The organism is Microbispora sp. H10949 (genome assembly GCF_014161435.1).
GTDB lineage: Bacteria > Actinomycetota > Actinomycetes > Streptosporangiales > Streptosporangiaceae > Microbispora > Microbispora triticiradicis.
Window position 1 is genome coordinate 350,872 of the sequence record NZ_JABBWZ010000006.1, and the last position, 23,643, is coordinate 374,514.

Genomic DNA, 23,643 nt, shown 5'->3' on the forward strand with positions numbered 1-23,643 from the left:
GTCGTGTGAGACGGGTCGCGTGAGGCGAGGGGGGCGGATGGCCGACGTGCAGGAGTACGCTCGGAGCTGCTTCCGCGGAGCCGCGTCGAACCGTTTGGGCGTCGAGCTGGAGTTCCTGGTGTTCGACGCGGTGGACCCGGCGAGGCCGGTCCCCGTCGCCAGGATCGCGGACGCGCTCCCGCCGCTCCCGGGCGGCAGCAAGGTGACCTTCGAGCCCGGCGGTCAGCTCGAACTGTCGGCCCCGCCGGACACCCTGCCCGCCGCGATCGCCAAGCTCACCGCCGACGTCGAGGCCGTACGGCTCGCGCTCACCCGGGCCGGGCTGCGGCTGGGCAACCGCGGCCTCGACGTGCTCCGCCCGCCGGCCAGGCAGTTGACCGAGCCGAGGTACGAGGCGATGGACGCCTTCCTGGGCCGTCCGTACGGCCGGACGATGATGTGCTCGACGGCCTCGATCCAGGTCAACCTGGACTTCGGTGACGATCCGCGGAGCCGCTGGGAACGAGCCCACGCGCTCGGCCCGGTGCTCGTGGCCGCCTTCGCCAACTCACCCGCCGGCGGGTGGGTATCCGGGCGCCAGGCTGTGTGGAGCCGCCTCGATCCGACCAGGACCGCTCCCGTCGCACAACGCCTGGACGGGGGAGGCGACCCGGCGGACGACTGGGCGCGCTACCTCCTCGACGCGCGTCTGATGATGGTCCGGGAGGGCGACGACTGCCGGCCCGTCCTCGACGGCTCGGCGTTCCGCGACTTCGCCCGGGTGGCCGGGCGGCCCGCCGGCGAGGCCGACCTCGTCTACCACGCGACCACGCTCTTCCCGCCGGTGCGGCCCCGGGGCTGGCTGGAGGTGCGCTACCTCGACGCGCAGGGTCCCGCCGGATGGCCCGTGTGCGCGGCCGTCGTCCACGCGCTCGTCACCGACGACCAGGCGGCGGCGACCGCCATGGAGGCCGCCCGGCCGCTCGCCGGCAGGTGGACGGACGCCGCCCGCCTCGGGCTCACCGACTCCGCCCTGCGCCGCTGCGCCTCCGTCTGCTTCCGCGCCGCCGCCGAGGCCCTGCCTCGGCTCGGAGCCGGGCCCCGGCTGGTCGGCCGGGTCCGCGCCTTCGCCTCCCGGCACATCGAATCCGGCCGCCCACCGGCCGTCGACCGGATGGAGGAGATGTTCGCATGACCGAACTCGACATCGGCATGCCCGGCCTGAAGGACAGGATCGCGGCCGAACTCGCCGCCGTACGGGAGCGGTCCCTCGTCTACACCGACGCCGACGACGACGTGCTGACGCGCCAGCACTCGCCTCTCATGTCGCCGCTGGTCTGGGACCTCGCCCACGTCGGCAACTACGAGGAGCTGTGGGTGCTGCGGGAGGCGGGCGGCATCGAGCCGCTGCGCCCGGAGATCGACCACCTCTACGACGCGTTCAGGTATCCGCGCGCGGACCGGCCCACGCTGCCGCTGCTCGCCCCGGCCGAGGCCAGGAGGTACATCTCGGGCGTACGCGGCCGGGTGCTCGACGTCCTCGACCGGCTGGACCCGGCCGACCCCGACCCGCTGCGGGCCGGCGGTTTCGTCTTCGGGCTGGTCCTGCAGCACGAGCACCAGCACGACGAGACCATGCTGGCCACGCTGCAGCTGTCCCGGCGGCCGGGACTGGTGCGGGACGGCGAGCTGCCGCCCGGCGCTCCGGCCGCCGATCCCGAGGTCCACATCCCCGCCGGGATCTTCAGCATGGGCACGGACACGGTGGCCTGGGCGTACGACAACGAACGCCCGGCGCACCGGCGGCACCTGCCGGGCTACTGGATCGACCGTCACCCCGTCACCTGCGGGGCGTACCTGCGGTTCGTCGAGGACGGCGGCTACCGCGACCCGCGCTGGTGGCTGCCGCAGGGCTGGGAGTGGGTCGAGCGGAGCGGTGTGGACGCCCCGCTGTTCTGGACGAGGGACGGCGACACCTGGTGGCGGCTCCGCTTCGGCCGGGAGGAGCCGGTGCCGCCGGACGAGCCGGTCCAGCACGTCTCGTGGTACGAGGCCGACGCGTACGCCCGGTGGGCGGGCAAGCGGCTGCCGACCGAGGCCGAGTGGGAGAAGGCGTGCGGTGGCCGCGAGTATCCCTGGGGCGACGCCGGGCCCGGCGACCTCGGCGACCGGGCGAACCTGGGACACCGGGCAGCCCGGCCCGCGCCGGCCGGGGCGTACCCGGCGGGCGCGAGCCCGTACGGCGTCGAGCAACTCGTCGGCGACGTCTGGGAGTGGACGGATTCGTGGTTCCAGCCCTACCCGGGCTTCCGGAGCTTCCCGTACAGGGAGTACAGCGAGGTCTTCTTCGGGGAGACCTACCGGGTGCTGCGCGGCGGGTCGTGGGCCACCCATCCCTCCGCGGTGCGGACGACCTTCCGCAACTGGGACCTCCCGATCCGCAGGCAGATCTTCGCCGGGTTCCGCTGCGCCCGCTCGGAGGACTAGGCGATGTGCCGCCACGCGGCGTGGCTGGGGCCGGCGCGGTCCCTGGCCTCGCTCGTCAGCGACCCGGAGCACGGCCTGCTTCGCCAGTCGTACGCGCCGCGCCTGCAGAGGTACGGCACCGTGAACGCCGACGGGTTCGGGTTCGGGTGGTACGACGCGGCCCTGCCGGAGCCGGTCCGCTACCGCCGGGCGGTGCCGATGTGGGCGGACGCCAACATGCCCGGCCTCGCCGCGGCGGCGCGCTCGTCGTGCCTGCTCGCGGCGGTCCGGTCGGCCACGACCGGCATGCCGGTCGAGGAGACGGCGACGGCGCCGTTCGCCGACGGGCGCTGGCTGCTCAGCCACAACGGCAGGGTCCGGCGCGAGGCGGTCCGGCCCCTGGTGACCGGCGTGGAGGCCGACCCGGAGAGCGCGTGCGACTCGGCGTGGCTCGCCGCGGCGGTGTTCGCCCGCCTCCGCGGCGGCGTGCCGCTCGCCGACGCGCTGCCCCTCGTCGTGCGCGGGGCCGCGGAGGGGGACCGGCACGCGCGGCTCAACCTGCTCGTGACGGGCGGCGCGGAGGTGGCGGCCGTCGCCTGGGGCGACACCCTGTTCACCCACCTGGAGGAGGGAGTGCTCGTGTCCAGCGAGCCGCTGGACGACCGGCCCGGATGGCGGCCGGTGCCCGACCGCAGTCTGCTGCTCGCCTCCCCCGACGGCGTGGCGGTGACACCCATCGACTGAGAGGTGGCCCATGAGCATGATCGATCATCTCGGCGGCGACTACCTGCGCCAGACTCTGGAGGGCGACGTGCGCGCCGGGCTCACCTCCACACCCAAGTGGCTGCCGCCCAAGTGGTTCTACGACGCGGCCGGAGGCGAGCTGTTCGCCCGGATCACCCGGCTGGCCGAGTACTACCCCACCCGGTGCGAGCTGGAGATCCTGCGCCGCCGGGCCGTCGACGTCGCGGCCCTCAGCCGCGCCGACACGCTCGTCGAACTGGGCTCGGGCACCAGCGAGAAGACCGTGCTCCTGCTCGACGCGCTGGCCGCCGCCGGGACGCTCCGGACCTACGTCCCGGTCGACGTGGACGCCGTCACGCTGGAGGCCGCGGCCGAGCGGCTCGCCGTACGCTATCGCGGCCTGGACGTGCGGCCGGTGCGCGCCGACTTCGAGCGGCACCTGGCGCTGCTGCCGAGGACGGGCAGGCGGCTGGTCGCGTTCCTCGGCGGCACGATCGGCAACCTCACGCCCGCCGCCCGGGAGGTGTTCCTCAAGGAACTGCGCGCCACCATGCGGCCGGGGGACACCCTGCTCCTCGGCGCCGACCTGGTGAAGGACCACGCCCGGCTGGTCGCGGCGTACGACGACCCGCGGGGCGTCACGGCCGCCTTCAACCGCAACGTGCTCCGGGTGGTCAACCGCGAGCTGGACGCCGCCTTCGAGCCGGAGGCGTTCGAGCACGTCGCGCTGTACGACGAGGACAACGAGTGGATCGAGATGCGGCTGCGGGCGACCCGGCCGATGGAGGTCCCGATCAGGGCGCTCGGCCTGACGGCCGGCTTCGCCGAGGGGGAGGAGCTGCGCACGGAGATCAGCGCCAAGTTCCGCAGGGAGGGCCTGCTCCGCGAGCTGTCCCGGGCCGGGTTCGCGGTCGCCCGCTGGTACACCGACAGCGGAGGCGACTTCGCGCTGACCCTCGCCGCCGTGCCGATCGTCAACAGTTGAGCCGGCGACCCACGGCGGCCGGGACTGCCGCGGACAGCGGCAGGCGCAGGACGAAGCGGGCGCCGCGCGGGGAGTCCTCGACGCGGAGCGTGCCGTGGTGCGCGTCCGCCGTGACGCGGCAGAGGGCGAGGCCCAGCCCGGTGCCCTTGGGGTCGCGGCGGCGCCCGTCCTTCAGCCGGACGAACGGCTCGAAGACCCGCTCGCGGTCCTCCGGCGCGATGCCGTCACCGTCGTCGAGCACGGTGACGACCGCCTCGTCCCCGGCCCGCTCGACGCTGACCTCCACCTCGCTGTGCGCGTGCCGCTGGGCGTTGACCAGCAGGTTGGTCAGCACGCCGCACAGCTGGACCCGGTTGCCGAGGACGGTCACGTCGTCCCTGATCTCGGCGCGCACCGGCACCCCGTCCGTACGGGCGGCGGCCTCCTCCCGCGCGAGCGTCCCGAGGTCGACCGGCTCGGGCTCGGCCGCCGCGGCCGTGCGGACACGGGCCACCGCGAGCATCTCGTTGATGATCGCCTGGCAGCGCTCGGTGGTGCGCACCGCCGTTCGCAGGGTCTCGTACGGATCGGTGTCGTCGCGGTAGAGCAGGGCCTCCTCCAGCTGCGTCCGCAGCCCGGCGAGGGGGGTCCGCAGCTCGTGGGAGACCATCGAGGCGAAGTGCCGCTGCTGGCGCACCGAGGAGTCGAGGTGTTCGAGCAGGTTGTTGGAGGCCCGGGCCAGCTCGGCGATCTCGTCGCGGCCGCGCGGCTGCGGCACCCGCAGGCTGAGGTCGCACACGGTGATCTCTTCGACCTTCTCGCGGATCTCCCGGACGGGACGCAGAGTGCGCCCCGCCGCGCGCCAGCTCGCCCACGTCCAGCCGGCCGTCATGAGCAACACCCCGATCGCGATGAACAGTTCCAGCCGCCGCGTCGCCAGGAGAGCCGGCTCGGCCCTCCCGGAGTAGACGGCGTGCGGCTCGCCGTTCCAGAAGAGCCGGGTCTGCACCGGCAGCACCCGTACGGCGGTGACCACGACGCACCGCTCCCCGTCCCGGCACTCGATCCGGTACTGCAGGCGGTCCTGGTCGCCGGGCATGGGAGAGGTCAGCGGCGGCCTGCCGGTCGCCCCCCGGCTGGCGGTGATCACCCGGTTCCGCGAGTCGACGAGCTGCACCAGGTTCTCGGGCGCGGCGGGCGGCTCCGGGACGCCGTCGGGGCCCATCGAGGCGATCCACTCGGTGGCCACCCGCTGGGCGTCGATGAACAGGTGCGAGTGGATCCGGTTCCGGACCGCGAGGTCCAGGCCCACTCCGATCACGCTGAGGACCACGAGGGAGAGGACCGCGCTCATCGTGGCGATGCGCGCCTGGATCGAACGCGGGCGTAAAAGGAAAGGAATGCGCCTGCCAGCCATGACCCCTCCCCGAATCCGTGTAATGCAATGCCCGCATAAAAAGATATGAGACGTATCCGAGATCGAAACCCTCAGGACAAAAAGGATCACAAGTCTTACCAGCTCAGGGCCGATGCTTGGCTGTCCCTTTACGCTCGCCTCACGCCCCTTTCCCGGACCGTGGGAACAGCGGTCGCCGAGGTGAAATCGCGCCAGATGTGAAAAGGGTGGCGGCGCCTGCGGCGAGGGCGAGACACGCGGTCACCACCGCCGCGACCGACGGCCAGGGAATCACCAGGGGGGCGGCCGCGCCGGCCTTCTGGGACAGCCCGGCGCGCATCCCGAGCAGCGCGGGCACGGCCACCGCGAACCCCAGCGTGGTGCCGATCCCGGTGACGAGCACCGCCTCGGCCGCGGTCGCCCCGATCACCTGCCGCCGCGTCGCTCCGGACAGGCGCAGGACGGCGAACTCGCGCACGCGCGCCGACGCCGCCATCACCTGCGTATTGACGATCGCCAGGCCGGAGTAGCCGGCCGAGACCCCCACCAGCAGGAGCGTGAACAGCCAGACGAGCCGGTCCTCCTCCGCCTGGTCGGCGGCCGGGTTCCCCATGGCGTACGCCGCGGCGGTCGTCCGCACCATGCCGGTGACGAGCACGGTGAAGCCCACCGTCAGCAGCACCGGGGCCGCCGTGGCGGCGGTGCGCCGTACGGCCGCCAACGCGTTCCGCCCGGCCAGCATGCCCACGGCCGCCCGGGAGATCGGCCACGCGAAGGCGCGGACGAGTGGCGGGAGGGTGACCGGCGCGAGCAGGGTGAGCCCCATGATGAGCGCCATCGCGGCGACCAGGACGGCGTTCACCAGGGAGTCCTCCCGCGCGGAGGCGCTCGCCGCCGCCAGGGCCAGGCCGCCGGCGACCGCCGTGACGCCGGTGATCCACCGCAGGCGCGTCATCGGCGTGCCGCCCGCCGCGTGGTCGCGCAGGGCCTCCAGCGGGCGGACCCGGGCGGCCCGGCCCGACGCGGACCACGCGCCGAGCAGGCCCGCCGCGATCCCGGCCGCGACCGCGCCGGCCACGGGGAGCGGGGTGAGGCGCACGTCGAACGACGCGGGCTCGAACCCCGCCGTGACGAGCACCCGGCCCAGGGCGGGCGCGACGGCGGCGCCCAGCAGGGCCCCGGCCACGGCCGCGACGACGCCCACGGCGAGCGCCTCGCCGTACACGATCAGCCGCACCTGCCGCGGGGTCGCGCCGGCCACCCGCAGCAGGCCGAACTCCCGGCGGCGCTGGACGACCCGGAACGCGAACGTGGAGGCGACCACGAACACCGAAACGAAGCCGCCGAGCAGCGCCATCGCGGTCAGCACCTGCATGCCGATCCAGCGGGTCCGCGCGTCGGCGGCGGGCTCGGCCTCGGCCCGGTCCTCTCCCGCAAGCACCCGCGCCGTGCCGTCCCCGGCGCCGCGTACGGCACGCCCGGCCGCCGCCCGAACGGCGGAGAGATCGGCTCCTGGCTCGGTGCGCAGCCCGATGACGCGGACCCCGTCCCCGGACCGTGTCACCCCGTCCCCGGACCGTGCCGCCTCGTCGTCCGGGACGTACGGCCCGGGGTCACGGTAGGGGACGACCGCCGCGACACCGGGCACGGACGCCAGGGCGCGGACCAGCGCCTCCGTCGTCTCGGGCGACCAGGGCGGGTTCTCGGCGAAGTCGTTCTCCTCCCCGGGCAGGCCGGGGCCGCGCACGAGCAGGGGCACGGCGGCGTACCGGGCGGGCACGCGCGGGCCGGCGGACGTCAGCAGCAGCGCGCTCGCGGTGAGGATCGCGGCGCCGAGGCAGAGCGCGGCGAAGGTGCCCGCCAGGCCGGTCCACCGGCCGCGGAGCAGCGAAAGACTCAGTGGCCGGTTCAGTGGCCGGTCCAGTGGGCGGTTCAGCACGTCTCCTCCAGCAGCGCCACGCGGGCGGCGATCTCGGTGGCGCTCGACCGGTCCAGTTCCCCGGCGAGCCGCCCGTCGGCGAGCAGCACGACCCGGTCGCCGTACGCCGCCGCGGCGGGGTCGTGCGTGACCATGACGACGGTCTGCCCGTGGGCGTCCACGAGCGCGCGCAGGAGTTCCATGACCACCCGGGACGCGGCGCGGTCGAGCGCGCCGGTCGGTTCGTCGGCGAAGAGCACGGCGGGCCGCGTGATCAGCGTGCGGGCGATCGCCACCCGCTGCCGCTCGCCGCCGGAGAGTTCGGCGGGCCGGTGCCCGGCCCGCCGCTCCAGGCCGACCTCGGCGAGCGCCTCGCGCACCTCGTCCCTGCCGGGCCGGCGCCCGGCCAGGCGGAGGGGAAGCGCCACGTTCTCCTCGGCGGTGAGCGAGTCGGCGAGGTTGTACTCCTGGAACACGAAGCCGACCCGTTCCCGGCGCAGCAGGGTGAGCGCCTTCTCGCCGAGCGGGCCGAGGTCGACGCCGCCGATCAGGACGGTCCCGTCCGTCGGCCGGTCGAGCCCGGCGGCGCAGTGCAGCAGCGTCGACTTGCCGGAGCCCGAGGGCCCCATCACGGCCGTGAAGGTCCCCTGGGCGAAGCCGAGGGTCACCCCGTCGAGAGCGTTCACCGCGCCGGGCCCGGTGCCGTACACCATGCGGACCGAGTCGAGCAGGACCGCCTGCGCCGTACCTGTCTGTGCCGTGCCTGTCTGTGTTGTGCCTGTCTGTGTTGTGCCGGATCGCGTCGTGCCTGTTCGTGTCATGGACCCGAGCCAACCGGGGGCGGGCCCGCGAGGCACTGGCGCTGAGGCGAGAACCGGAGGTATCCCCAGCACTACCGACCACGGCGGGCCCGGCGGCTAGCGTCGATGCCGTGGCCGCCTCCTTCCTCGTCCCCGCCGTCGCCCCTCTCACGCCCCGTACCGCGCTGGAGGCGCTCACCGGGCCGCCCCAGCGGTTCCTCGCCTCGGCCTGGCCGTGGCGGTCGCTGGCGTACCTGCTGACCGGGATCGTCCCCGGTTCCGCCTTCGCCGCCGTCCTGACGCCGGTCCGGGCGATGGACGGCCCGGCAGCCGTACCGGTGTCCCTCGTGGTGGCGGCCGTGCTGCTCACGCCCGTGGCCCGGTTCGAGCGGTGGCGGCTGAGGTACGTGGACCGGCAGCCAGTACGCGGGCTGCCGGGCGGGTGGTGGCCGGGATGGCGGGAGGCGGGGCACACCCTCGTGGGGCTGTTCGCGCTCTGGTGGGTCGACCTGCTGGTGGCGGCGGCCGCGATCGGGGGGCCCGCGGTGCTGATCCTCTCCCCGGTCGTGCAGCCGATCGCTCCCGAGGGGGAGGCGACTCTGGCGGAGACCTTCGCCGGCTCGGCCGTCGGACTGCTGCTGGTGCCCGTCGCGGCGTACACGGTCAGCGCCTGGGCGGGCGCCCGGGCCGCGATGGCGCGGGCGATGCTGGTCCCGCAGGAGGCCGAGATGCGGGAGATCGCGCGGTCCCGGGCCCGGCTGGTGGACGCCTTCGAGGCCGAGCGCCGCCGCATCGAGCGCGACTTGCACGACGGCGCGCAGCAGCGGCTGGTCGCGCTTTCGATGAAGCTGGGCCTGGCCGGGCTCGACCTCCCGCCGGGCTCGCCCGCGGCCCTGCGGCTCGACGAGGCGCGCGAGCTGGCCGGGCAGGCGCTGGAGGAACTGCGCGAGCTGATCCGCGGCGTCCATCCGCAGGTGCTCGCCGATCGCGGGCTGCCCGCCGCCGTACGCGACGTCGCCGGGAGGTCGCCCGTGCCCGCGCGGGCGGACATCGCGCTGGACCGGCGGCTCCCCGAGCGGGTGGAGGCGGCGGCCTACTACGTGGCCTGCGAGGCGCTCGCGAACGTGGCCAAGCACAGCGGGGCCGGCTCCTGCACGGTGCGCGGCCGGCTGCGCGGCGCACGGCTCGTGCTGGAGGTCGCCGACGACGGGCGCGGGGGAGCGGACCCGGCGTGCGGCACCGGCCTGACCGGGCTCGCCGACCGGGTGGCGGCCGTCGGGGGCACGCTCACCGTCGACAGCCCGTACGGCGGCCCGACCACGGTGCGGGCGGAGATCCCGTGCGAGAGGTGATCCCGTGCGTGTGGTGATAGCCGAAGACTCGGTGCTGCTCCGGGAGGGCCTCGTGGGCCTGCTGGAACGCTTCGGGCACGAGGTCGTCGCGGCGGTCGGCGACGCCGCCGCGCTGGTCGCCGCCGTCGCCGAGCAGGACCCGGACGTCGTCGTCGCCGACGTGCGCATGCCGCCCGGATTCAGCGACGAGGGGCTGCGGGCGGTGCTGGAACTGCGGGCGGCGCGGCCGTCCCTCGCCGTCCTGGTGCTCAGCCAGTACGTCGAGCAGACCTACGCCGCCGAACTGCTCGACCAGACCCGGTGCCCGGGCGGGGGCGGGGTGGGTTATCTGCTGAAGGACCGCATCGGCGACGTCACGCAGTTCGCCGGGGCGGTGACGACGGTCGCGGGCGGTGGCACGGTCATCGACGCCGAGGTCGTCCGGCAGCTGCTGCGCGGGCGGCGCGACCCGGTGGCCCGGCTCTCACCGCGCGAGCGCGAGGTGCTCGCCCTGGTCGCGGAGGGCAGGTCCAACGCCGCGATCGCCCGCGCACTGTTCGTCACCGAGGCGGCCGTCGCCAAGCACATCGCGAGCATCCTCGCCAAGCTCGACCTGCCTCCGGACGCGGACGACCACCGCCGGGTGCTCGCGGTGCTCGCCTACCTGCGCGCCGGAGTCTGAGCGGGCCTGAGGTCGCGCCGCGCCGGTCGCGTGCGGATGACCGAGCGCCGGTCCCGGCGCCGGTGGGGGCGGGAAGGCGTGCCGGGCGGCTCTGTGCGTGCTCGCCCGGCGAACGCCCCGTCAGCGTCCCGCGCTGGAGATGACCTTCTCGGGAACGACGCGTACGGTGACGCGCTGCTCTCCCGGCTGGCGGTAGGGGTAGGCGTCCACCCCGAGGTACTTCTTCGCCAAGCCGTCGATGACCGCGTCCGCGCCTTCGAGCTCCAGCGTGGCGGTGCCGGAGACACTGACGAAGCGGAAGGCGTTGCCCGGGTCGAGCACGCTGACCGACACCCGGGGGTTGGCGCGCAGATGCCGCTCCTTCGCCCGTCCCACGGCGGTGTTGAAGACGACTTCCTCTCCGTCGATGTCGACCCACACCACAGTGTTGTGCAGCGATCCGTCCGGCCTGACGGTCGTCACCCAGGCGTGGACCGGCTCCTTCAGTAAAGCCACGGCGTTCTCATCGAGCTTGCTCATTCGACTTCTCCTCGGTCGGTCGGCGCTGGCCCAGATCGGCAACACGACAGCGCACGACCACATTCTCTTCCCGAGGACGGGGGACATGATCCTCGCCTCCGGATCAACGTACGGAGACCGGCTCGGGGGCGGGCATGACGGGGCGCCGGACCTCCTCCCGCAGCCGAGGCGCGAGCTCGGTGGTCAGCGGCGCCCTCTCGGTCCGCAGCCGGTTGAGCGCGAGCACGAGCGCGGTGCCCCACAGCAGGTGTCCCGCCAGCAGCGTGGCCTGGCGGCCCGGGCGGTCCTTCGGCAGGGGCGCGTACGCGCCGATGCTCGGAGCGAGGCCCCGGCAGCCGAAGTGCCACACCAGCAGCCCGTACGCCGTGCCGATCGGGACGGGCACCCGCTGACCGGCCGACAGCAGGCCCAGCACGGTGCCGCAGCTCGACCCGAAGGCGTAGTGCGCGATGGTCGAGAGCACGCTCTCGCCCGGTCGGGGACGGCTCCCGCGGCCCGGCAGAGTCATCCGGGCGAACCGCCGCGGCGGCGGCTCCTCCAGCAGACCGGCCCTGTCCGCCGCCATCAGCATCGCGCTGTACACCGCCGTCGCGAGCGCGCCGCCGACGGCGCCGTTCACCAGGTTGCGCATCATGAGGAGCCTTTTCCCACCCCGGCCGGATCACCCGCCCTCGCGGTGCCCCGTTCTCGGTAAACAATCAAGGCGTCGCACGACAGCCGTGGGCGAGTCGCGGAGCTCGTGGTATGCCGGTCGGGTGGCAGGGACGGTCACATGCCGAAGATTCCGCGGAGAAGCCGGCGGATGGAGTTGGAGCGCGGCTCGGCCCGGGTCTCCTGGTCGCTCGGACGGGTGGCGGGCACGGGTCGGGCCTCCTGATCAGGGGCGGCGGTCGCGGAGCGGGGCTTGTTCTCTACGAGCCGGCAGCCCAGCGACAGGTAAGCACGCAACTGGTCGTAGTAGATGCGCCCGGTGACGAACCTGCCGTCTTCCACCGACCACATTCCGCAACCCCTCCAGAAGACGGGGCGGCCGGTGCCGGGGATCACGGTGCCGTCCGGGAGCAGCATTTCCCCCGTCTGGGTTCCCGACGTGACCCATTCGACGGAAACGGTGTCACCGCAGACCGAGATCGTGATGACCCTGGTCGTCAGGTCGGGCACGGTGGAGAAGAACTGGCCGAAATACCACTCGATCTGTTCGTGCCCCTCCACCACGCCGACGGGGGTCACGATAACGGCGTCCGCGTGGAAGCAGTCCAGAAGGCGCCGTTTGTCGTGCGTGCAGAGCGCCTCCGCGAAAGCGTCATGGATCTCCCGAGGATCGGGCATGGCTCCCCCTCGCCCTCACGGAAGCGTACTCCGGTGGTGAGAACGGCCGGTCTCATCGAGGAGTAAGGCCTTGTCCAAGAATGTCAACTCGCGACGATGGAGGTGAGCAGGCGGTCCCAGTCGGCGAGGAAGCGGTCGAGGTTGTAGCGGGCGAGCGCGGCCGAGCGGGCGGCCTTGCCGGCCTGGGCGGCGAGCTCGGGTTCGTTGGCGAACCGGTCGAGGGCCCGCAGCAGCGTGGGGATCTTGGTCGAGACGACCCCCGCCTCCGGCGGCACCGCCTCGACGGCCTCGGTGGTGGCGAGGGCGACGACCGGCATGCCGATCATCATGGCCTCGATCAGCGACAGGCCGAGCGAGGTCCAGCGGTAGGGGTGCAGGTAGACCCGGCGCCTGGCCAGCTCGGCGTGCATGGCGCTCTGCGGTAGGTCCTCGAAGGCCTCCATCGCCCCGTCGAGGCCGAGCTTGGCGGGCAGGTTCCTCACCTGCATGCCGAACACGTCGATCGGGGCACCCGTGGCGAAGGTGGGCAGCAGGTCGGTGCCCGCCACTCGCCAGCGCCTGATCGGCTCGTTGACGACCACCCCCGCGCGGGGCAGTTCACCGCTGTAGAGGTGGCCGGGGTCCACCACGCCGTGCTCGATCACGTGGGTCGGCGCGCGGCCGGAGTCCCAGAAGAGGTCGTTGAAGTGGGTGACGTGGACGAGGGGGATGTCGCCCCGGTCCGCCAGCGGGTGGCGGGTCTTCGGCACGTCTCCCGCGGGGGTGTTGTGCTCGACGTAGACGCCCGGCACGTCGCGGCCCAGCCACTCACGGGCGAGCTCGATCTCGTGCGGCCGCTGGTAGACGATCAGGTCGACGTCCTCGGCGGCCAGCCGGTCGTGGGGCACCTCCCGCACGGTGGCGGGCCAGGGATAGGTCTCCGCCCGGCCCCGCCCGTCCGGGCCGCGGTCGGGCGTGAGCGGCACCAGGTATTCGTGCCCCCCGTGCACGAAGGAGGTGGTCCACGAACCGTGGACGTGCCAGACCATGATCTTCATCGTGTCGCTCCCCGTCCGTCCTTCTGCAGACTCTGGAACACCGTGCCTCCTGTCGCGCCTCCCCGCCGGGCGCGTCACCCCTCTGCCCCGCCCGTACCCGCTTAAGGCTCAGCCGTGAGCGGAATCCTCGGCAGCACCAGATCGACCGCCGCGGCGAGGTCGGGCGCCACCTCGAGGGCCGCGGCCACCTCCTCCGGCAGCGTCACCGGGGTCGGCACGAGGACGCCCCGCGCGCCCGCCGCGCGGGCCGCCTCCACGTCCCGGCCGATGTCGCCGATCACGACGCAGTCGACGGGTGAGACGCCGAGCCGGCGGGCGGCGCTCAGCACGAGGCCGGGCGCGGGCTTGCGGCAGGCGCAGCGGTCGCCGTCGTCGTGCTCGCAGATCTCCCACACGTCGAACGGGCCCAGCAGGGCCTCCACCCGGTCGTTCACGGCCCGCAGGGCCTCCGGCGCGATCAGCCCCTTGGCCACCCCCGACTGGTTGGTGACCACACCGATCGGGACACCGGCCCCGCGGAGCCGGTCCAGCGCCTCCCGCGCCCCCTCCACCGGCGCCACGCGGCCGGGATCGCTGTTGTAGGGAACGTCGTGGACGAGAGTGCCGTCACGGTCGAAGAGCACCGCGGCGGGCTGGTGAGCGGGCTGGGTCACGGGCGGCCTCCTGCGGAATCGCCCGCCGGGCTACCCGGAGGAAATCGGAGCAAACGCGCTGTGACCACGCCCTGACCACGTGCTGACCACCTCCAGGTCAGGGCATTTGGCTACGCAGAGTAGCGATTATTGAGCACATCCCCCACTCACGTCGACTTCTCTACAAAGCAGTGTTTAGCGCCACTTCTCTCGGTAACCAGACCGGCACTGCGCAACGGAGGGAAACCGATGCGGTTCTTGGGGATAAATGCGATATTTCATGATCCAGCCGCCGCGTTGGTGATCGATGGCGAGGTGGTCGCCGCTGCGGAGGAGGAGCGCTTCAGCCGGCGCAAGCACGGCAAGCGGCCGGTGCCGTTCTCCGCCTGGGAACTGCCCGAGCAGGCCGCGGCGTGGTGCCTGGAACAGGCCGGCCTGCGACCCGAGGACCTCGACGGCGTCGCCTACTCCTACGACCCGGAGCTGGTGCTGCCCGGAGGGGAGGGACAGGACGCACGCTGGGAGGAGATGCGCACCACCTACGCGCGCCGGGCCCCCAACTTCCTGGCGACCGCCCTGCCGGGGCTGGACTCCGCCCAGGTGCGCTTCGTTCCCCACCACATCGCGCACGCCGCGTCGGCCGGGCTGGCCGCGCCGTACCGCGAGTCGGCGGTGCTGGTCTGCGACGGCCGGGGCGAGGCCGTGTCGCACCTCGCCGGGCACTACCGGGACGGCGAGCTCACCGTCCTGGCGAGCCAGGCCCTGCCGCACTCCCTCGGACTGATGTACGAGGACCTCACCGCGCACCTCGGCTTCCTGCGGTCGAGCGACGAGTACAAGGTGATGGCCCTCGCCTCCTACGGCGAGCCGCGGTTCCTGCGGGAGATGCGCGAGCTCGTTTACCCCACGGGCGACGGCGGTTTCCGGGTCGAGCCGATCGACTGGAGCGTCTACGCCAAGGCCCTCGGCAAGGGCGAGAAGTGGACCTCCGACCACGCCGACCTCGCGGCCAGCGTGCAGACGCGACTGGAGGAGGTGCTGCTCGACCTCGCCAGGTGGCTGCACGAGCGGACCGGCGCCCGTTATCTGACGATGGCCGGGGGAGTGGCGCTGAACTGCGTGGCCAACACCCGGCTGTTCGCCGAGGGTCCGTTCGAGGACGTCTGGGTGCAGCCCGCGGCGGGCGACTCCGGCACCGCGCTCGGCGGGGCGCTGCACCTCGCGCAGGCCTCCGGCGACCGGGTCGCCCCGATGCCCGGCGCCGACCTCGGCCGCGGCTGGACCGACGAGGAGCTCGGCGCCTGGCTCGACGTGGCCAAGGTGCCGTACGAGCGGCCCGCCGACCTCGCCGCGGCCGTCGCCGCCGAACTGGCCGCCGACCGCGTGGTGGCCTGGTTCCAGGGCCGCGCCGAGTACGGCCCCCGCGCCCTCGGCCGCCGCTCCCTGCTCGCCAACCCCGGCAATCCCCGCAACACCGAGCGGCTCAACGACGTGAAGGGCCGCGAGCAGTTCCGCCCCATCGCCCCGATGGTCCTCGCGGAACGCGCCTCCACGATCTTCGGCAGGGGCCCGATGTCGAGCCCGTACATGCTGTTCGTCCACGACGTGAAGCCCGAGTGGCGCGACCGCGTCCCCGCCGTCGTCCACGTCGACGGCACGGCCCGCATCCAGACGATCGAGCGCGGGCGCGACCCGCTGCTCGCCCGGTTACTCGAGGAGTTCGAGGCCCGCACCGGGGTTCCCGTGGTGGTCAACACGAGCCTCAACACGGCGGGCCGTCCGATGGTGGACGACCCGCGCGACGCGCTGGAGTGCTTCGGCTCGGCGCCCGTGGACGTGCTCGTTCTCGGCCCGTACGTCGTGCGCAGGGGGGCGGTGTTCGCGGGATGACATCGGAGACGACCCGGCAGACGACACAGCAGGCGACACAGCAGGCGACGCAGCAGACCAACCGGCAGAGCGGCCGGAAGCGGAGGAACGCGCCCGCGGACGCCACCCCCCAGGGGCCGGCGGTCACCGTCGTCATCCCGACGATCGGGCGGCCGAGCCTGGCCGCCACGCTCGCCGCCATCGGCCCCCGGGAAGCCGCCGGCCCCCAGGAGGGGGACGGCCCCGAGGTGATCGTGGTGGACGACCGTCCGGGAGAGGACGCCGAGGCCCTGCCGGTCCCCGCCGGCGTACGAGTGCTCAGGTCGGGCGGGCGCGGCCCCGCCGCCGCCCGCAACGTGGGCTGGCGGGCGGCGACGACCCCGTGGGTGGCGTTCCTGGACGACGACGTGGTGCCGGGGTCCGGCTGGGCGCGGGCGCTGGCGGCCGACCTCGCCCGCCTGCCCGCGCACGTGGGCGGCAGCCAGGGACGGCTGGAGGTGCCGCTGCCCGGCTCCGCCGAGGGCCGCCGCCCGACCGACGCCGAGCGCAACACGGCCGGCCTGGCCGGCGCCGACTGGATCACCGCCGACATGGCCTACCGCAGGACCGCCCTGGAGGCGACCGGCGGGTTCGACGAGCGCTTCCCCGGCGCGTACCGGGAGGACGCCGACCTCGCGATACGCGTGGAGCGGGCCGGGTTCTGCCTGGTGAAGGGGGAGCGCCTGACCCGGCATCCGGTGCGCGGCGACGGCTTCTGGTCCAGCGTGCGCTTCCAGCGCGGCAACGCCTCCGACGCGATCATGCGCCAGGCGTACGGCCGCGACTGGCGTCTGTTCATCGGCGGACCGGGCAGGCTCAGGCGGCACGCCCTCACCACCGGCGCGGGCCTGCTCGCGCTCACGCTGGCCGCCGCCGGCGTGCGGACCGGCCGCCGGACGCGTCTCGCCGCGGGCGCCGCCGGGCTCGCCTGGCTCGGCCTCACCGGAGAGTTCGCCTGGGCGCGGATCGCCCCCGGGCCGCGTACGCCCGGGGAGATCTGGCGCATGGCCGTGACCAGCGTGGTGATCCCGCCGGTCGCGTGCGCCCACCGGCTCAGGGGCGAGCTGGCGGTGCGGACGGGGAGGCGTCCGTGATCGGGACCGCACTGGTGGTGCGGCCCGACAACGCGGGAGACGTGCTGCTCGCGGGGCCCGCCGTGCGCGCCGTCGCCGCCGGGGCGCGGGAGGTCGTGATGCTCGCCGGTCCGTACGGCAGGGCGGCGGCCGAACTGCTGCCCGGCGTCGGCCGCGTGCTGGAGTGGCGCGCCCCCTGGATCGACCCCGACCGGATGCCGGTGACCTCCGAGCACGCGGCCCGCCTGGTCGATCAGGTGCGCGCCGTCGGCCCCGACCTGGCCGTGATCTTCACGTCCTTCCACCAGTCGGCGCTGCCGACGGCCCTGCTGCTGCGGCTCGCCGGGGTGCCGCGCATCGCCGCGATCAGCGAGGACTACCCCGGCTCCCTGCTCGACGTGCGTCACGTCGTGGACGAGAGCGTGGACGTCCCCGAGCCGGAGCGGATGCTCGGCCTCGCCCGCGCGGCCGGCTTCGTCCTGCCGCCGGGCGACGACGGGCGGCTCGCCGTACGCGGGCCGCTGCCGGACGTGGAGCGCCTCACCGGCCCGCCGGGTTACGTGGTGGTGCATCCCGGCACGACCGCGCAGGCCAGGGCGTGGCCCGTGGAGCGCTGGGCGGAGGCGGTCGAGGCGCTGCTGGCCGCGGGCGAGCGGGTCGTCGTCACCGGCAGCCCGGGGGAGCGGGCCCTGACCGCGATCGTCTCCGGTCCCGCGGCGGACCTCGGCGGGGCGACCACGTTCGCCGAACTGGCCGCCGTGCTGGCCGGGGCGTCGGTGGTCGTGGCGGCCAACACCGGCCCCGCCCATCTCGCGGCGGCGGTCGGCACGCCGGTGGTCAGCCTGTTCGCGCCGGTCGTGCCCGCCGCCCGCTGGGCGCCGTACGGCGTGCCCTCGGTGCTCCTCGGCGACCAGGACGCCCCCTGCAGGGGGAGCAGGGCGAGGCTCTGCCCCGTCCCCGGCCATCCGTGCCTGTCCGCCGTCAGCGGCGCGCAGGTCGTGGACGCCGTCCGCGGCCTGGCCGCGGCGAAGGAGTCGCTCGGCGGGGTGGTCACGGAGCTCGGCGAGGCGGTCACGGAGGGGGTGCCATGAGGATCGCCCTGGTGTCGGAGCACGCGAGCCCGCTCGCGACCCTCGGCGGCGTGGACGCCGGCGGGCAGAACGTGCACGTGGCGGCGCTGGCCCTGGCCCTGGCGGAGCGGGGCAACGAGGTCGTCGTGCACACGCGGCGCACCTCCCCGGAGCAGCCGGACACCGTGCCCATGGCGCCCGGCGTCGCCGTCGAGCACGTGCCGGCCGGGCCGCCCGAGCCGCTGCCCAAGGACGAGCTGCTGCCGCACATGCCGGAGTTCGGGGCGCACCTCGCCCGCCGGTGGAAGGCCGAGCGGCCCGACGTCGCGCACGCCCACTTCTGGATGAGCGGCCTGGCCACCCTGACGGCGGCCGAGCCGCTCGGCGTCCCGGTCGTGCAGACCTACCACGCGCTCGGCACGGTGAAGCGGCGCTGGCAGGGCGAGGCCGACACCAGCCCGGCGACCCGGATCTCCGCCGAGCGCGACATCGGCCGCCGGGCCGTCGCTGTGGTCGCCACCTGCTCCGACGAGGTGCGGGAACTCGTCGCGCTGGGCGTGCCGCGCGACCGGATCGCGGTCGTGCCGTGCGGCGTCGACCTCGGCCTGTTCCACCCCGGCGGCCCGGCCGCTCCGCGCGGCGACCGGCCCCGGGTGCTGAGCATCGGGCGCATGGTGCCGCGCAAGGGGGTGGACACCGTCGTCCGCGCGCTACGGCACGTGCCCGGCGCCGAACTCGTCATCGCGGGCGGCGACCCGGGCGACGAGGAGGGCACGCGGCTGCGCGCGCTGGCGGACGGCCTCGGCCTCGGCGACCGGGTCCGGCTGATCGGCAGCGTGGGCCGGGCCGAGGTGCCCGCCCTCATGCGCTCCGCCGACGTGCTGGTGACCGTCCCGTGGTACGAGCCGTTCGGCATGGTGCCCCTGGAGGCCCTGGCCTGCGGGGTGCCGGTGATCGCCTCGGCGGTCGGCGGCCACCTCGACACCGTCGCGGGGTGCGGCGTGCTCGTGCCGCCCCGGCGGCCCCGCGCGCTGTCCCGCGCGCTCGGCGACCTGCTCGCCCGGCCCGAGCTGCGGTCGGCGCTGTCGGCCGCGGGGGCCCGGCGGGCGCGCGCCCGCTACGGCTGGCGGAGGATCGCCGAGCAGACCGAGTCCGTGTACCGAAACCTGGCCGGCGGGCGTCTCGGCGCCCTCGCCGCCGCGGGAGGCTGAGCGATGCATCCTCACCTGGCCCGGCTGAGCACCGCACTGACGGCGGTCGACCCGGAGACACCCAAGATCCACGCCTGGGGTTACAAGCTCGCCGCCGTGCTGAGCGGCGGCGGACGGCTGCTCGCGTGCGGCAACGGCGGCTCGGCCGCCGAGGCGCAGCACCTGACCGCCGAGCTGGTCGGGCGCTACCGCGCCGACCGGAGGCCGTACGCCGCGATCCCGTTGCACGGCGACACCTCGTCGCTGACCGCCATCGGCAACGACTTCGGCCTGAAGGAGCTGTACGCGCGGCAGGTGCGGGCGCACGGCCGCCCCGGCGACGTGCTGATCTGCCTGTCCACCAGCGGGACGAGCGCCAACGTGACCGAGGCGGCCGAGGCCGGCCGCGAGTGCGGCCTGACCACCTGGGCGCTGACCGGCCCCGGGCCGAACCCGCTGGCCGACCTGTGCGACGAGGCCCTGACGGTGCCCGCCGACGACACCGCGACCATCCAGGAGGTGCATCTCACGGTGATCCACATGCTGTGTGACGTGATCGAGAAGGCCGTCGCGTGAGCGCACCACTCGTCATCGTCGGAGACTCCCTGCTCGACGTCGACGTCGAGGGCACGGCCGACCGGCTGTGTCCCGACGCGCCCGTCCCCGTGGTCGAGGGGCAGGCGGAGCACCACCGGCCGGGCGGCGCCGGCCTCGCGGCGCTGCTCGCCGCCCGCGACGGCACACCGGTGACCCTGGTCACCGCCGTCGGCGACGACCCCTCCGGCCGCTGCCTGGAGGACCTGCTGTCGCCCACGGTCGAGATCGTACGGCTCCCGCTGCGCGGCACGACCGTGCGCAAGACGCGGGTCCGGGCCCGGGGGCAGACGCTGGTCAGGATCGACACCGGAGACGGCCGGGCCATGGGGCGGCCGGGCCAGGTGGCCTCCGCCTCGGCCTTCGCCCGCGCCGCGGACGCCCTCGCCTCGGCGGGCGCGGTGCTGGTGGCCGACTACGGGCGCGGCGTGGCCGACCTGCTCCGGGAGTTGCTGCGCGGCCTCGACGTGCCGGTCGTCTGGGACCCCCACCCGCGCGGGTCGCTGCCCGTGCCGGGCTGCGCGCTCGTCACGCCCAGCGAGGCGGAGGCCCGGGGCATGTGCGGCGAGCCGTACGTCTCGCCGGAGCGCACGGCCCGCAGGCTCGTGCGCGATCTCGACGCCGAAGCCGTCGCGATCACGCTCGGGGAGCGCGGCGCGATGCTGGCCCGTCGCGGCGGCAGGTTCGGGCCGGTCCCCGCCCCGCACGTCGCCGTCGGCGCGGACGCCTGCGGCGCCGGCGACCGCTTCGCCGCGGCGGCGGCCCTCGCCCTGGCCGACGGCGCGTCCACCGAGGACGCCGTCGCCCGCGCGGTCGGCGAGGCCACCAGGTTCGTGGCGGACGGCGGGGCCGCCGCCCTCCGCCTGCCGCGTCCGGCCGCCGAGGCGCCCGTGCCGTTCCCGTCCGGCGCCTCCGCCTTCGAGGTGGCCGCCGCCGTGCGGGCCTCCGGAGGCCGGCTCATCGCGACCGGCGGATGCTTCGACCTGCTGCACGCCGGCCACGTGAGCCTGCTGCGGCGGGCCAGGGCGCTCGGCGACGCCCTCGTGGTCTGCGTCAACTCCGACGACTCGATCCGGCGGCTCAAGGGCCCGAGCAGGCCGCTGGTGAGCGAGCGCGACCGCGTCGAGGTGCTGCGCGCGCTGGGCTGCGTGGACGCCGTGACGGTCTTCGGCGAGGACACGCCGTCCCAGGTCATCGAGCGGCTGTGCCCCGACGTGTGGGTGAAGGGGGGCGACTACGACGAGCGGTCGATGCCCGAGGCCGAGGCCGTGCGCCGGGCCGGCGGGGAGGTCGTCATCCTGCCGACGGTGCCCGGATATTCCACCACGGGCCTGATCGCCGCCGCCCGGGCCGCATCGTGACCTCCGTCGCGGGTAGCGGTCCTCCAGTCGAAAGGGAAACCCAATGGTGGGAAACGTACTGATCACCGGCGGCGCGTCCGGCCTCGGCCGGGCGACGGCGGCGGCGGTCGCCAAGGCCGGCGGCCGGCCGCTGGTCGTCGATCTCAACGAGCCGGACGGCGGGTTCGACCACGTGCGCGCCGACCTCGCCGACCGGGAGCAGGCCGAGCGGGCCGTACGCGAGCTCGCCGAGCGGGCGGGCGGACTCGACGCCGTGGTCACGGCGGCGGGCGTCGACGCCTGCGGACGGCTGGAGGACGTGGCCGCCGACAGGTGGGAGCGGGTGATCGGGGTCAACCTCCTCGGCACCGCCGCGGTGGTCCGGGCGGCCCTGCCGTTCCTGCGCGAGTCCGGGGGCAGAGTCGTCACCGTCGCCTCCACGCTCGGCGTGCGGGCGCTCAGCGACGCCACGGCCTACTGCGCCTCGAAGTTCGGCGTGGTGGGCTTCACCCGGGCACTGGCGGCCGAACTGGCCGGGCAGGTCGGGGTGACCCTGCTGATCCCCGGCGGCATGCACACGAACTTCTTCGACGACCGGCCCGAGCAGTACAAGCCCGGCCCGGACGCCCGGCTGAACCAGCCGGAGGACGTCGCCTCGGCGATCCTGTTCGCCCTCGGCCAGCCGCGGGGCTGCGAGGTCAGGGAGCTGGTCGTGGCGGCCTCGACGGAGACGTCATGGCCCTAGAGGAACCCGGAAGACCGGTCCTGCTCGCCCTGCGCGGGCTGGGGCTCGGCGACCTGCTGGCCTCGGTGCCCGCGCTGCGGGCGCTGCGGCGGGCGCATCCCGGGCATCACTTCGTGCTCGCCACCCCCGCCTACCTCGGCGGGCTGCTCCCGCTGATCGGCGGCGTCGACGAACTGATCGACGTGTCCGGGCCGGGACCGGTGCCGTACGCGTCGCCGGACGTCGCGGTGAACCTCCACGGCAGCGGCCCGGAGAGCATCCAGGCGCTGCGCCGCACGCGGCCGGGCCGCCTGCTCACCCACACACACCCCGCCGTCCCCGGCTCGGACGGCCCGGAGTGGGACGCGGAGACGCACGAGCGTCAGCGGTGGTGCGCACTGCTGGAGTGGTACGGCATCGCGGCCGACCCCGACGACCTCGCGCTCGGCGACCCGGGGCCGGGGCCGCTGCCCGGCGGCGAGGTGGTCATCCATCCGGGCGCGGCGTTCCGGGCCCGGCAGTGGCCGCCGGACCGCTTCGCCCAGGTGGCCGCCGAGCTCGTCCGGACGGGCCACCGGGTCGTCGTCACGGGCGGGGTGACCGAGATCGCGCTCGCCCGGCACGTCGCGGCCCTCGCCGGGCTGCCGGAGGAGTCGGTGCTGGCCGGCCGTACGAACCTGCCCGAGCTCGCCGCGCTCACGGCGCACGCGGCGCTGGTGGTGTGCGGCGACACCGGCATGTCACACCTGGCCACCGCCGTCGGCACGCCCTCGGTCTTCCTGTACGGCCCGGTCCCGCCCGCGCTGTGGGGGCCGCCGCCGGGCCGCCCGCACATCGCGCTGTGGGCCGGACGCCGGGGAGACCCGCACGGCGACACGCCGTCGGAAGGCCTGCTGGAGATCGGAGTGCCCGAGGTGCTGGACGCGGTCAGAAGGTTACGAGGAGTGGAGGTGCGGTGAAGGGATCCCGTGTCGTGGTCACCGGAGGAGCCGGGTTCCTCGGCTCCTACCTGTGCGAACGCCTGGTCGAGAAGGGCGCGGCGGTCGTGTGCCTGGACAACTTCCTCACCGGCTCCCCGCGCAACGTCGAGCATCTGATCGGCCGCCCGGCGTTCCGGCTGGTGGAGTGCGACCTCACCGGGTTCGTCCACGTGCCCGGCCAGGTGGACCTGGTGCTCCACTTCGCGTCGGCGGCGTCGCCCGCCGACTACCTGCGTCATCCGATCGAGACGCTGAAGGTCGGCAGCATGGGCACGCTGCACGCGCTCGGACTCGCCGCCGAGAAGAGCGCCCGGCTGGTCCTCGCGTCCACCAGCGAGGTGTACGGCGACCCGCTGGAGCACCCGCAGAAGGAGACGTACTGGGGCAACGTCAACCCGGTCGGGCCGCGCAGCGTGTACGACGAGGCCAAACGCTTCGCCGAGGCGCTGACCACGGCCTACCACGACTCGCGGGGCGTCGACACCGCCATCGCGCGGATCTTCAACACCTACGGCCCCCGGATGCGGCCGCACGACGGCCGGGCGATTCCCACCTTCATCCGGCAGGCGCTGCTGGGCGAGCCGATCACCGTGACCGGCGACGGCAGCCAGACGAGGTCGATCTGCTACGTGGACGACACGGTCGACGGCGTGCTCGCGCTCGCCGCGAGCGACTTCGCCGGGCCGGTGAACATCGGCAACCCGGCGGAGATGTCGATGTCGGACCTGGCGGAGACGATCCGGGACCTCGCGGGCTCCTCCTCGCCGGTCCGGTTCATCGACCGGCCGGTGGACGACCCGGCCGTACGCCGCCCCGACACCTCGCTCGCCGAGGAGCGGCTCGGGTGGCGTCCCCGCGTCGACCCCGTCACCGGCCTGCGCCGCACCATCGACTGGTTCGAGAAGGAGCTAAACTCCCCGTACTCCGTCGCCTCCTGATCGCCATCGTCCCGGGCCCCCGCCCCAGG

General features: G+C 74.6%; 23 protein-coding genes. 15 read left to right on the forward strand and 8 right to left on the reverse strand.

Annotated features, from left to right (window positions below; genetic code table 11):
* The first annotated feature begins 37 nt into the window (after positions 1-37).
* From egtA to egtD, 4 genes are read left to right on the forward strand one after another with little or no spacing between them, the layout of a single operon-like run.
* Positions 38-1,174: an ergothioneine biosynthesis glutamate--cysteine ligase EgtA gene (gene egtA / locus HHX40_RS18080; RefSeq protein ID WP_182881491.1), complete on the forward strand. Its 1,137-nt coding sequence runs from the start codon at positions 38-40 to the stop codon at positions 1,172-1,174.
* Positions 1,171-2,466 (forward strand): ergothioneine biosynthesis protein EgtB, encoded by a 1,296-nt coding sequence (gene egtB, locus HHX40_RS18085; RefSeq protein ID WP_259403694.1) that lies wholly within the window; start codon positions 1,171-1,173, stop codon positions 2,464-2,466. Before egtA ends, egtB begins: the two co-directional genes overlap by 4 nt.
* A gap of 3 nt (positions 2,467-2,469) precedes the next feature.
* Positions 2,470-3,189, forward strand: coding sequence for an ergothioneine biosynthesis protein EgtC (egtC, locus tag HHX40_RS18090; protein WP_182873844.1), 720 nt, complete (start codon positions 2,470-2,472; stop codon positions 3,187-3,189).
* A 16-nt stretch (positions 3,190-3,205) separates the two neighbouring features.
* Complete coding sequence (gene egtD / locus HHX40_RS18095; protein WP_396788066.1) at positions 3,206-4,174, forward strand: L-histidine N(alpha)-methyltransferase; 969 nt, start codon at positions 3,206-3,208, stop codon at positions 4,172-4,174.
* On the opposite strand, the gene HHX40_RS18100 is transcribed toward egtD, so the two are convergent.
* The 3 genes from HHX40_RS18100 to HHX40_RS18110 all read right to left on the reverse strand — a co-directional run bounded on the left by HHX40_RS18100 (position 4,164) and on the right by HHX40_RS18110 (position 8,180).
* Complete coding sequence (locus tag HHX40_RS18100) at positions 4,164-5,507, reverse strand: sensor histidine kinase (protein WP_182881493.1); 1,344 nt, start codon at positions 5,505-5,507, stop codon at positions 4,164-4,166. The genes egtD and HHX40_RS18100 overlap by 11 nt on opposite strands.
* A 202-nt stretch (positions 5,508-5,709) precedes the next feature.
* On the reverse strand, positions 5,710-7,488 hold the full coding sequence (locus HHX40_RS18105) for an FtsX-like permease family protein (protein ID WP_220499245.1): 1,779 nt from the start codon (positions 7,486-7,488) through the stop codon (positions 5,710-5,712).
* On the reverse strand, positions 7,482-8,180 hold the full coding sequence (locus HHX40_RS18110) for an ABC transporter ATP-binding protein (RefSeq protein ID WP_220499246.1): 699 nt from the start codon (positions 8,178-8,180) through the stop codon (positions 7,482-7,484). Before HHX40_RS18110 ends, HHX40_RS18105 begins: the two co-directional genes overlap by 7 nt.
* Positions 8,181-8,398: 218 nt before the next feature.
* Here HHX40_RS18110 and HHX40_RS18115 point away from each other — a divergent pair, with 218 nt between their 5' ends.
* The gene (locus HHX40_RS18115) at positions 8,399-9,619 is read left to right on the forward strand and encodes a sensor histidine kinase (protein ID WP_182881495.1); all 1,221 of its coding nucleotides are present in this window, start codon (positions 8,399-8,401) and stop codon (positions 9,617-9,619) included.
* A 4-nt stretch (positions 9,620-9,623) separates the two neighbouring features.
* Positions 9,624-10,280, forward strand: a complete 657-nt coding sequence (locus tag HHX40_RS18120) for a response regulator transcription factor (protein ID WP_182881496.1) — start codon at positions 9,624-9,626, stop codon at positions 10,278-10,280.
* Between the two features lie 120 nt (positions 10,281-10,400).
* On the opposite strand, the gene HHX40_RS18125 is transcribed toward HHX40_RS18120, so the two are convergent.
* The 5 genes from HHX40_RS18125 to HHX40_RS18145 form a co-directional block, all read right to left on the reverse strand.
* Entirely contained in the window at positions 10,401-10,799 is a 399-nt protein-coding gene (locus tag HHX40_RS18125) for a PPOX class F420-dependent oxidoreductase (protein WP_182881497.1), read from the reverse strand.
* A 103-nt stretch (positions 10,800-10,902) separates the two neighbouring features.
* Positions 10,903-11,433, reverse strand: coding sequence for a hypothetical protein (locus HHX40_RS18130; RefSeq protein ID WP_182881498.1), 531 nt, complete (start codon positions 11,431-11,433; stop codon positions 10,903-10,905).
* A 134-nt stretch (positions 11,434-11,567) separates the two neighbouring features.
* Positions 11,568-12,128 carry a nuclear transport factor 2 family protein gene (locus HHX40_RS18135; protein WP_182881499.1) on the reverse strand — a complete coding sequence of 187 codons (561 nt, stop codon included), beginning with the start codon at positions 12,126-12,128 and terminating at the stop codon, positions 11,568-11,570.
* 83 nt (positions 12,129-12,211) lie between these two features.
* Positions 12,212-13,165, reverse strand: coding sequence for a glycosyltransferase (locus HHX40_RS18140; protein ID WP_182881500.1), 954 nt, complete (start codon positions 13,163-13,165; stop codon positions 12,212-12,214).
* Positions 13,166-13,266: 101 nt separating this feature from the next.
* Positions 13,267-13,818 carry an HAD family hydrolase gene (locus HHX40_RS18145; RefSeq protein WP_310738170.1) on the reverse strand — a complete coding sequence of 184 codons (552 nt, stop codon included), beginning with the start codon at positions 13,816-13,818 and terminating at the stop codon, positions 13,267-13,269.
* A 228-nt stretch (positions 13,819-14,046) separates the two neighbouring features.
* Here HHX40_RS18145 and HHX40_RS18150 point away from each other — a divergent pair, with 228 nt between their 5' ends.
* From HHX40_RS18150 to HHX40_RS18190, 9 genes are read left to right on the forward strand one after another with little or no spacing between them, the layout of a single operon-like run.
* Complete coding sequence (locus HHX40_RS18150) at positions 14,047-15,687, forward strand: carbamoyltransferase (protein ID WP_182881501.1); 1,641 nt, start codon at positions 14,047-14,049, stop codon at positions 15,685-15,687.
* Positions 15,684-16,799, forward strand: coding sequence for a glycosyltransferase family 2 protein (locus tag HHX40_RS18155; protein WP_182881502.1), 1,116 nt, complete (start codon positions 15,684-15,686; stop codon positions 16,797-16,799). The genes HHX40_RS18150 and HHX40_RS18155 overlap by 4 nt, the downstream gene beginning before the upstream one ends.
* A complete protein-coding gene (locus tag HHX40_RS18160) occupies positions 16,796-17,869 on the forward strand; it encodes a glycosyltransferase family 9 protein (protein ID WP_182881503.1) in 1,074 nt (357 codons plus the stop codon). The genes HHX40_RS18155 and HHX40_RS18160 overlap by 4 nt, the downstream gene beginning before the upstream one ends.
* The gene (locus HHX40_RS18165) at positions 17,866-19,059 is read left to right on the forward strand and encodes a glycosyltransferase (protein ID WP_182881504.1); all 1,194 of its coding nucleotides are present in this window, start codon (positions 17,866-17,868) and stop codon (positions 19,057-19,059) included. The genes HHX40_RS18160 and HHX40_RS18165 overlap by 4 nt, the downstream gene beginning before the upstream one ends.
* Positions 19,060-19,062: 3 nt before the next feature.
* Positions 19,063-19,614 (forward strand): D-sedoheptulose-7-phosphate isomerase, encoded by a 552-nt coding sequence (locus tag HHX40_RS18170; RefSeq protein ID WP_182873835.1) that lies wholly within the window; start codon positions 19,063-19,065, stop codon positions 19,612-19,614.
* Positions 19,611-20,993, forward strand: coding sequence for a D-glycero-beta-D-manno-heptose 1-phosphate adenylyltransferase (gene rfaE2, locus HHX40_RS18175; protein WP_182881505.1), 1,383 nt, complete (start codon positions 19,611-19,613; stop codon positions 20,991-20,993). The genes HHX40_RS18170 and rfaE2 overlap by 4 nt, the downstream gene beginning before the upstream one ends.
* A gap of 43 nt (positions 20,994-21,036) precedes the next feature.
* Complete coding sequence (locus HHX40_RS18180) at positions 21,037-21,717, forward strand: SDR family oxidoreductase (protein ID WP_182881506.1); 681 nt, start codon at positions 21,037-21,039, stop codon at positions 21,715-21,717.
* The gene (locus HHX40_RS18185) at positions 21,708-22,655 is read left to right on the forward strand and encodes a glycosyltransferase family 9 protein (protein WP_182881507.1); all 948 of its coding nucleotides are present in this window, start codon (positions 21,708-21,710) and stop codon (positions 22,653-22,655) included. Before HHX40_RS18180 ends, HHX40_RS18185 begins: the two co-directional genes overlap by 10 nt.
* Positions 22,652-23,614, forward strand: coding sequence for a UDP-glucuronic acid decarboxylase family protein (locus HHX40_RS18190; RefSeq protein WP_182881508.1), 963 nt, complete (start codon positions 22,652-22,654; stop codon positions 23,612-23,614). Before HHX40_RS18185 ends, HHX40_RS18190 begins: the two co-directional genes overlap by 4 nt.
* The last annotated feature ends 29 nt before the right edge of the window (positions 23,615-23,643 follow it).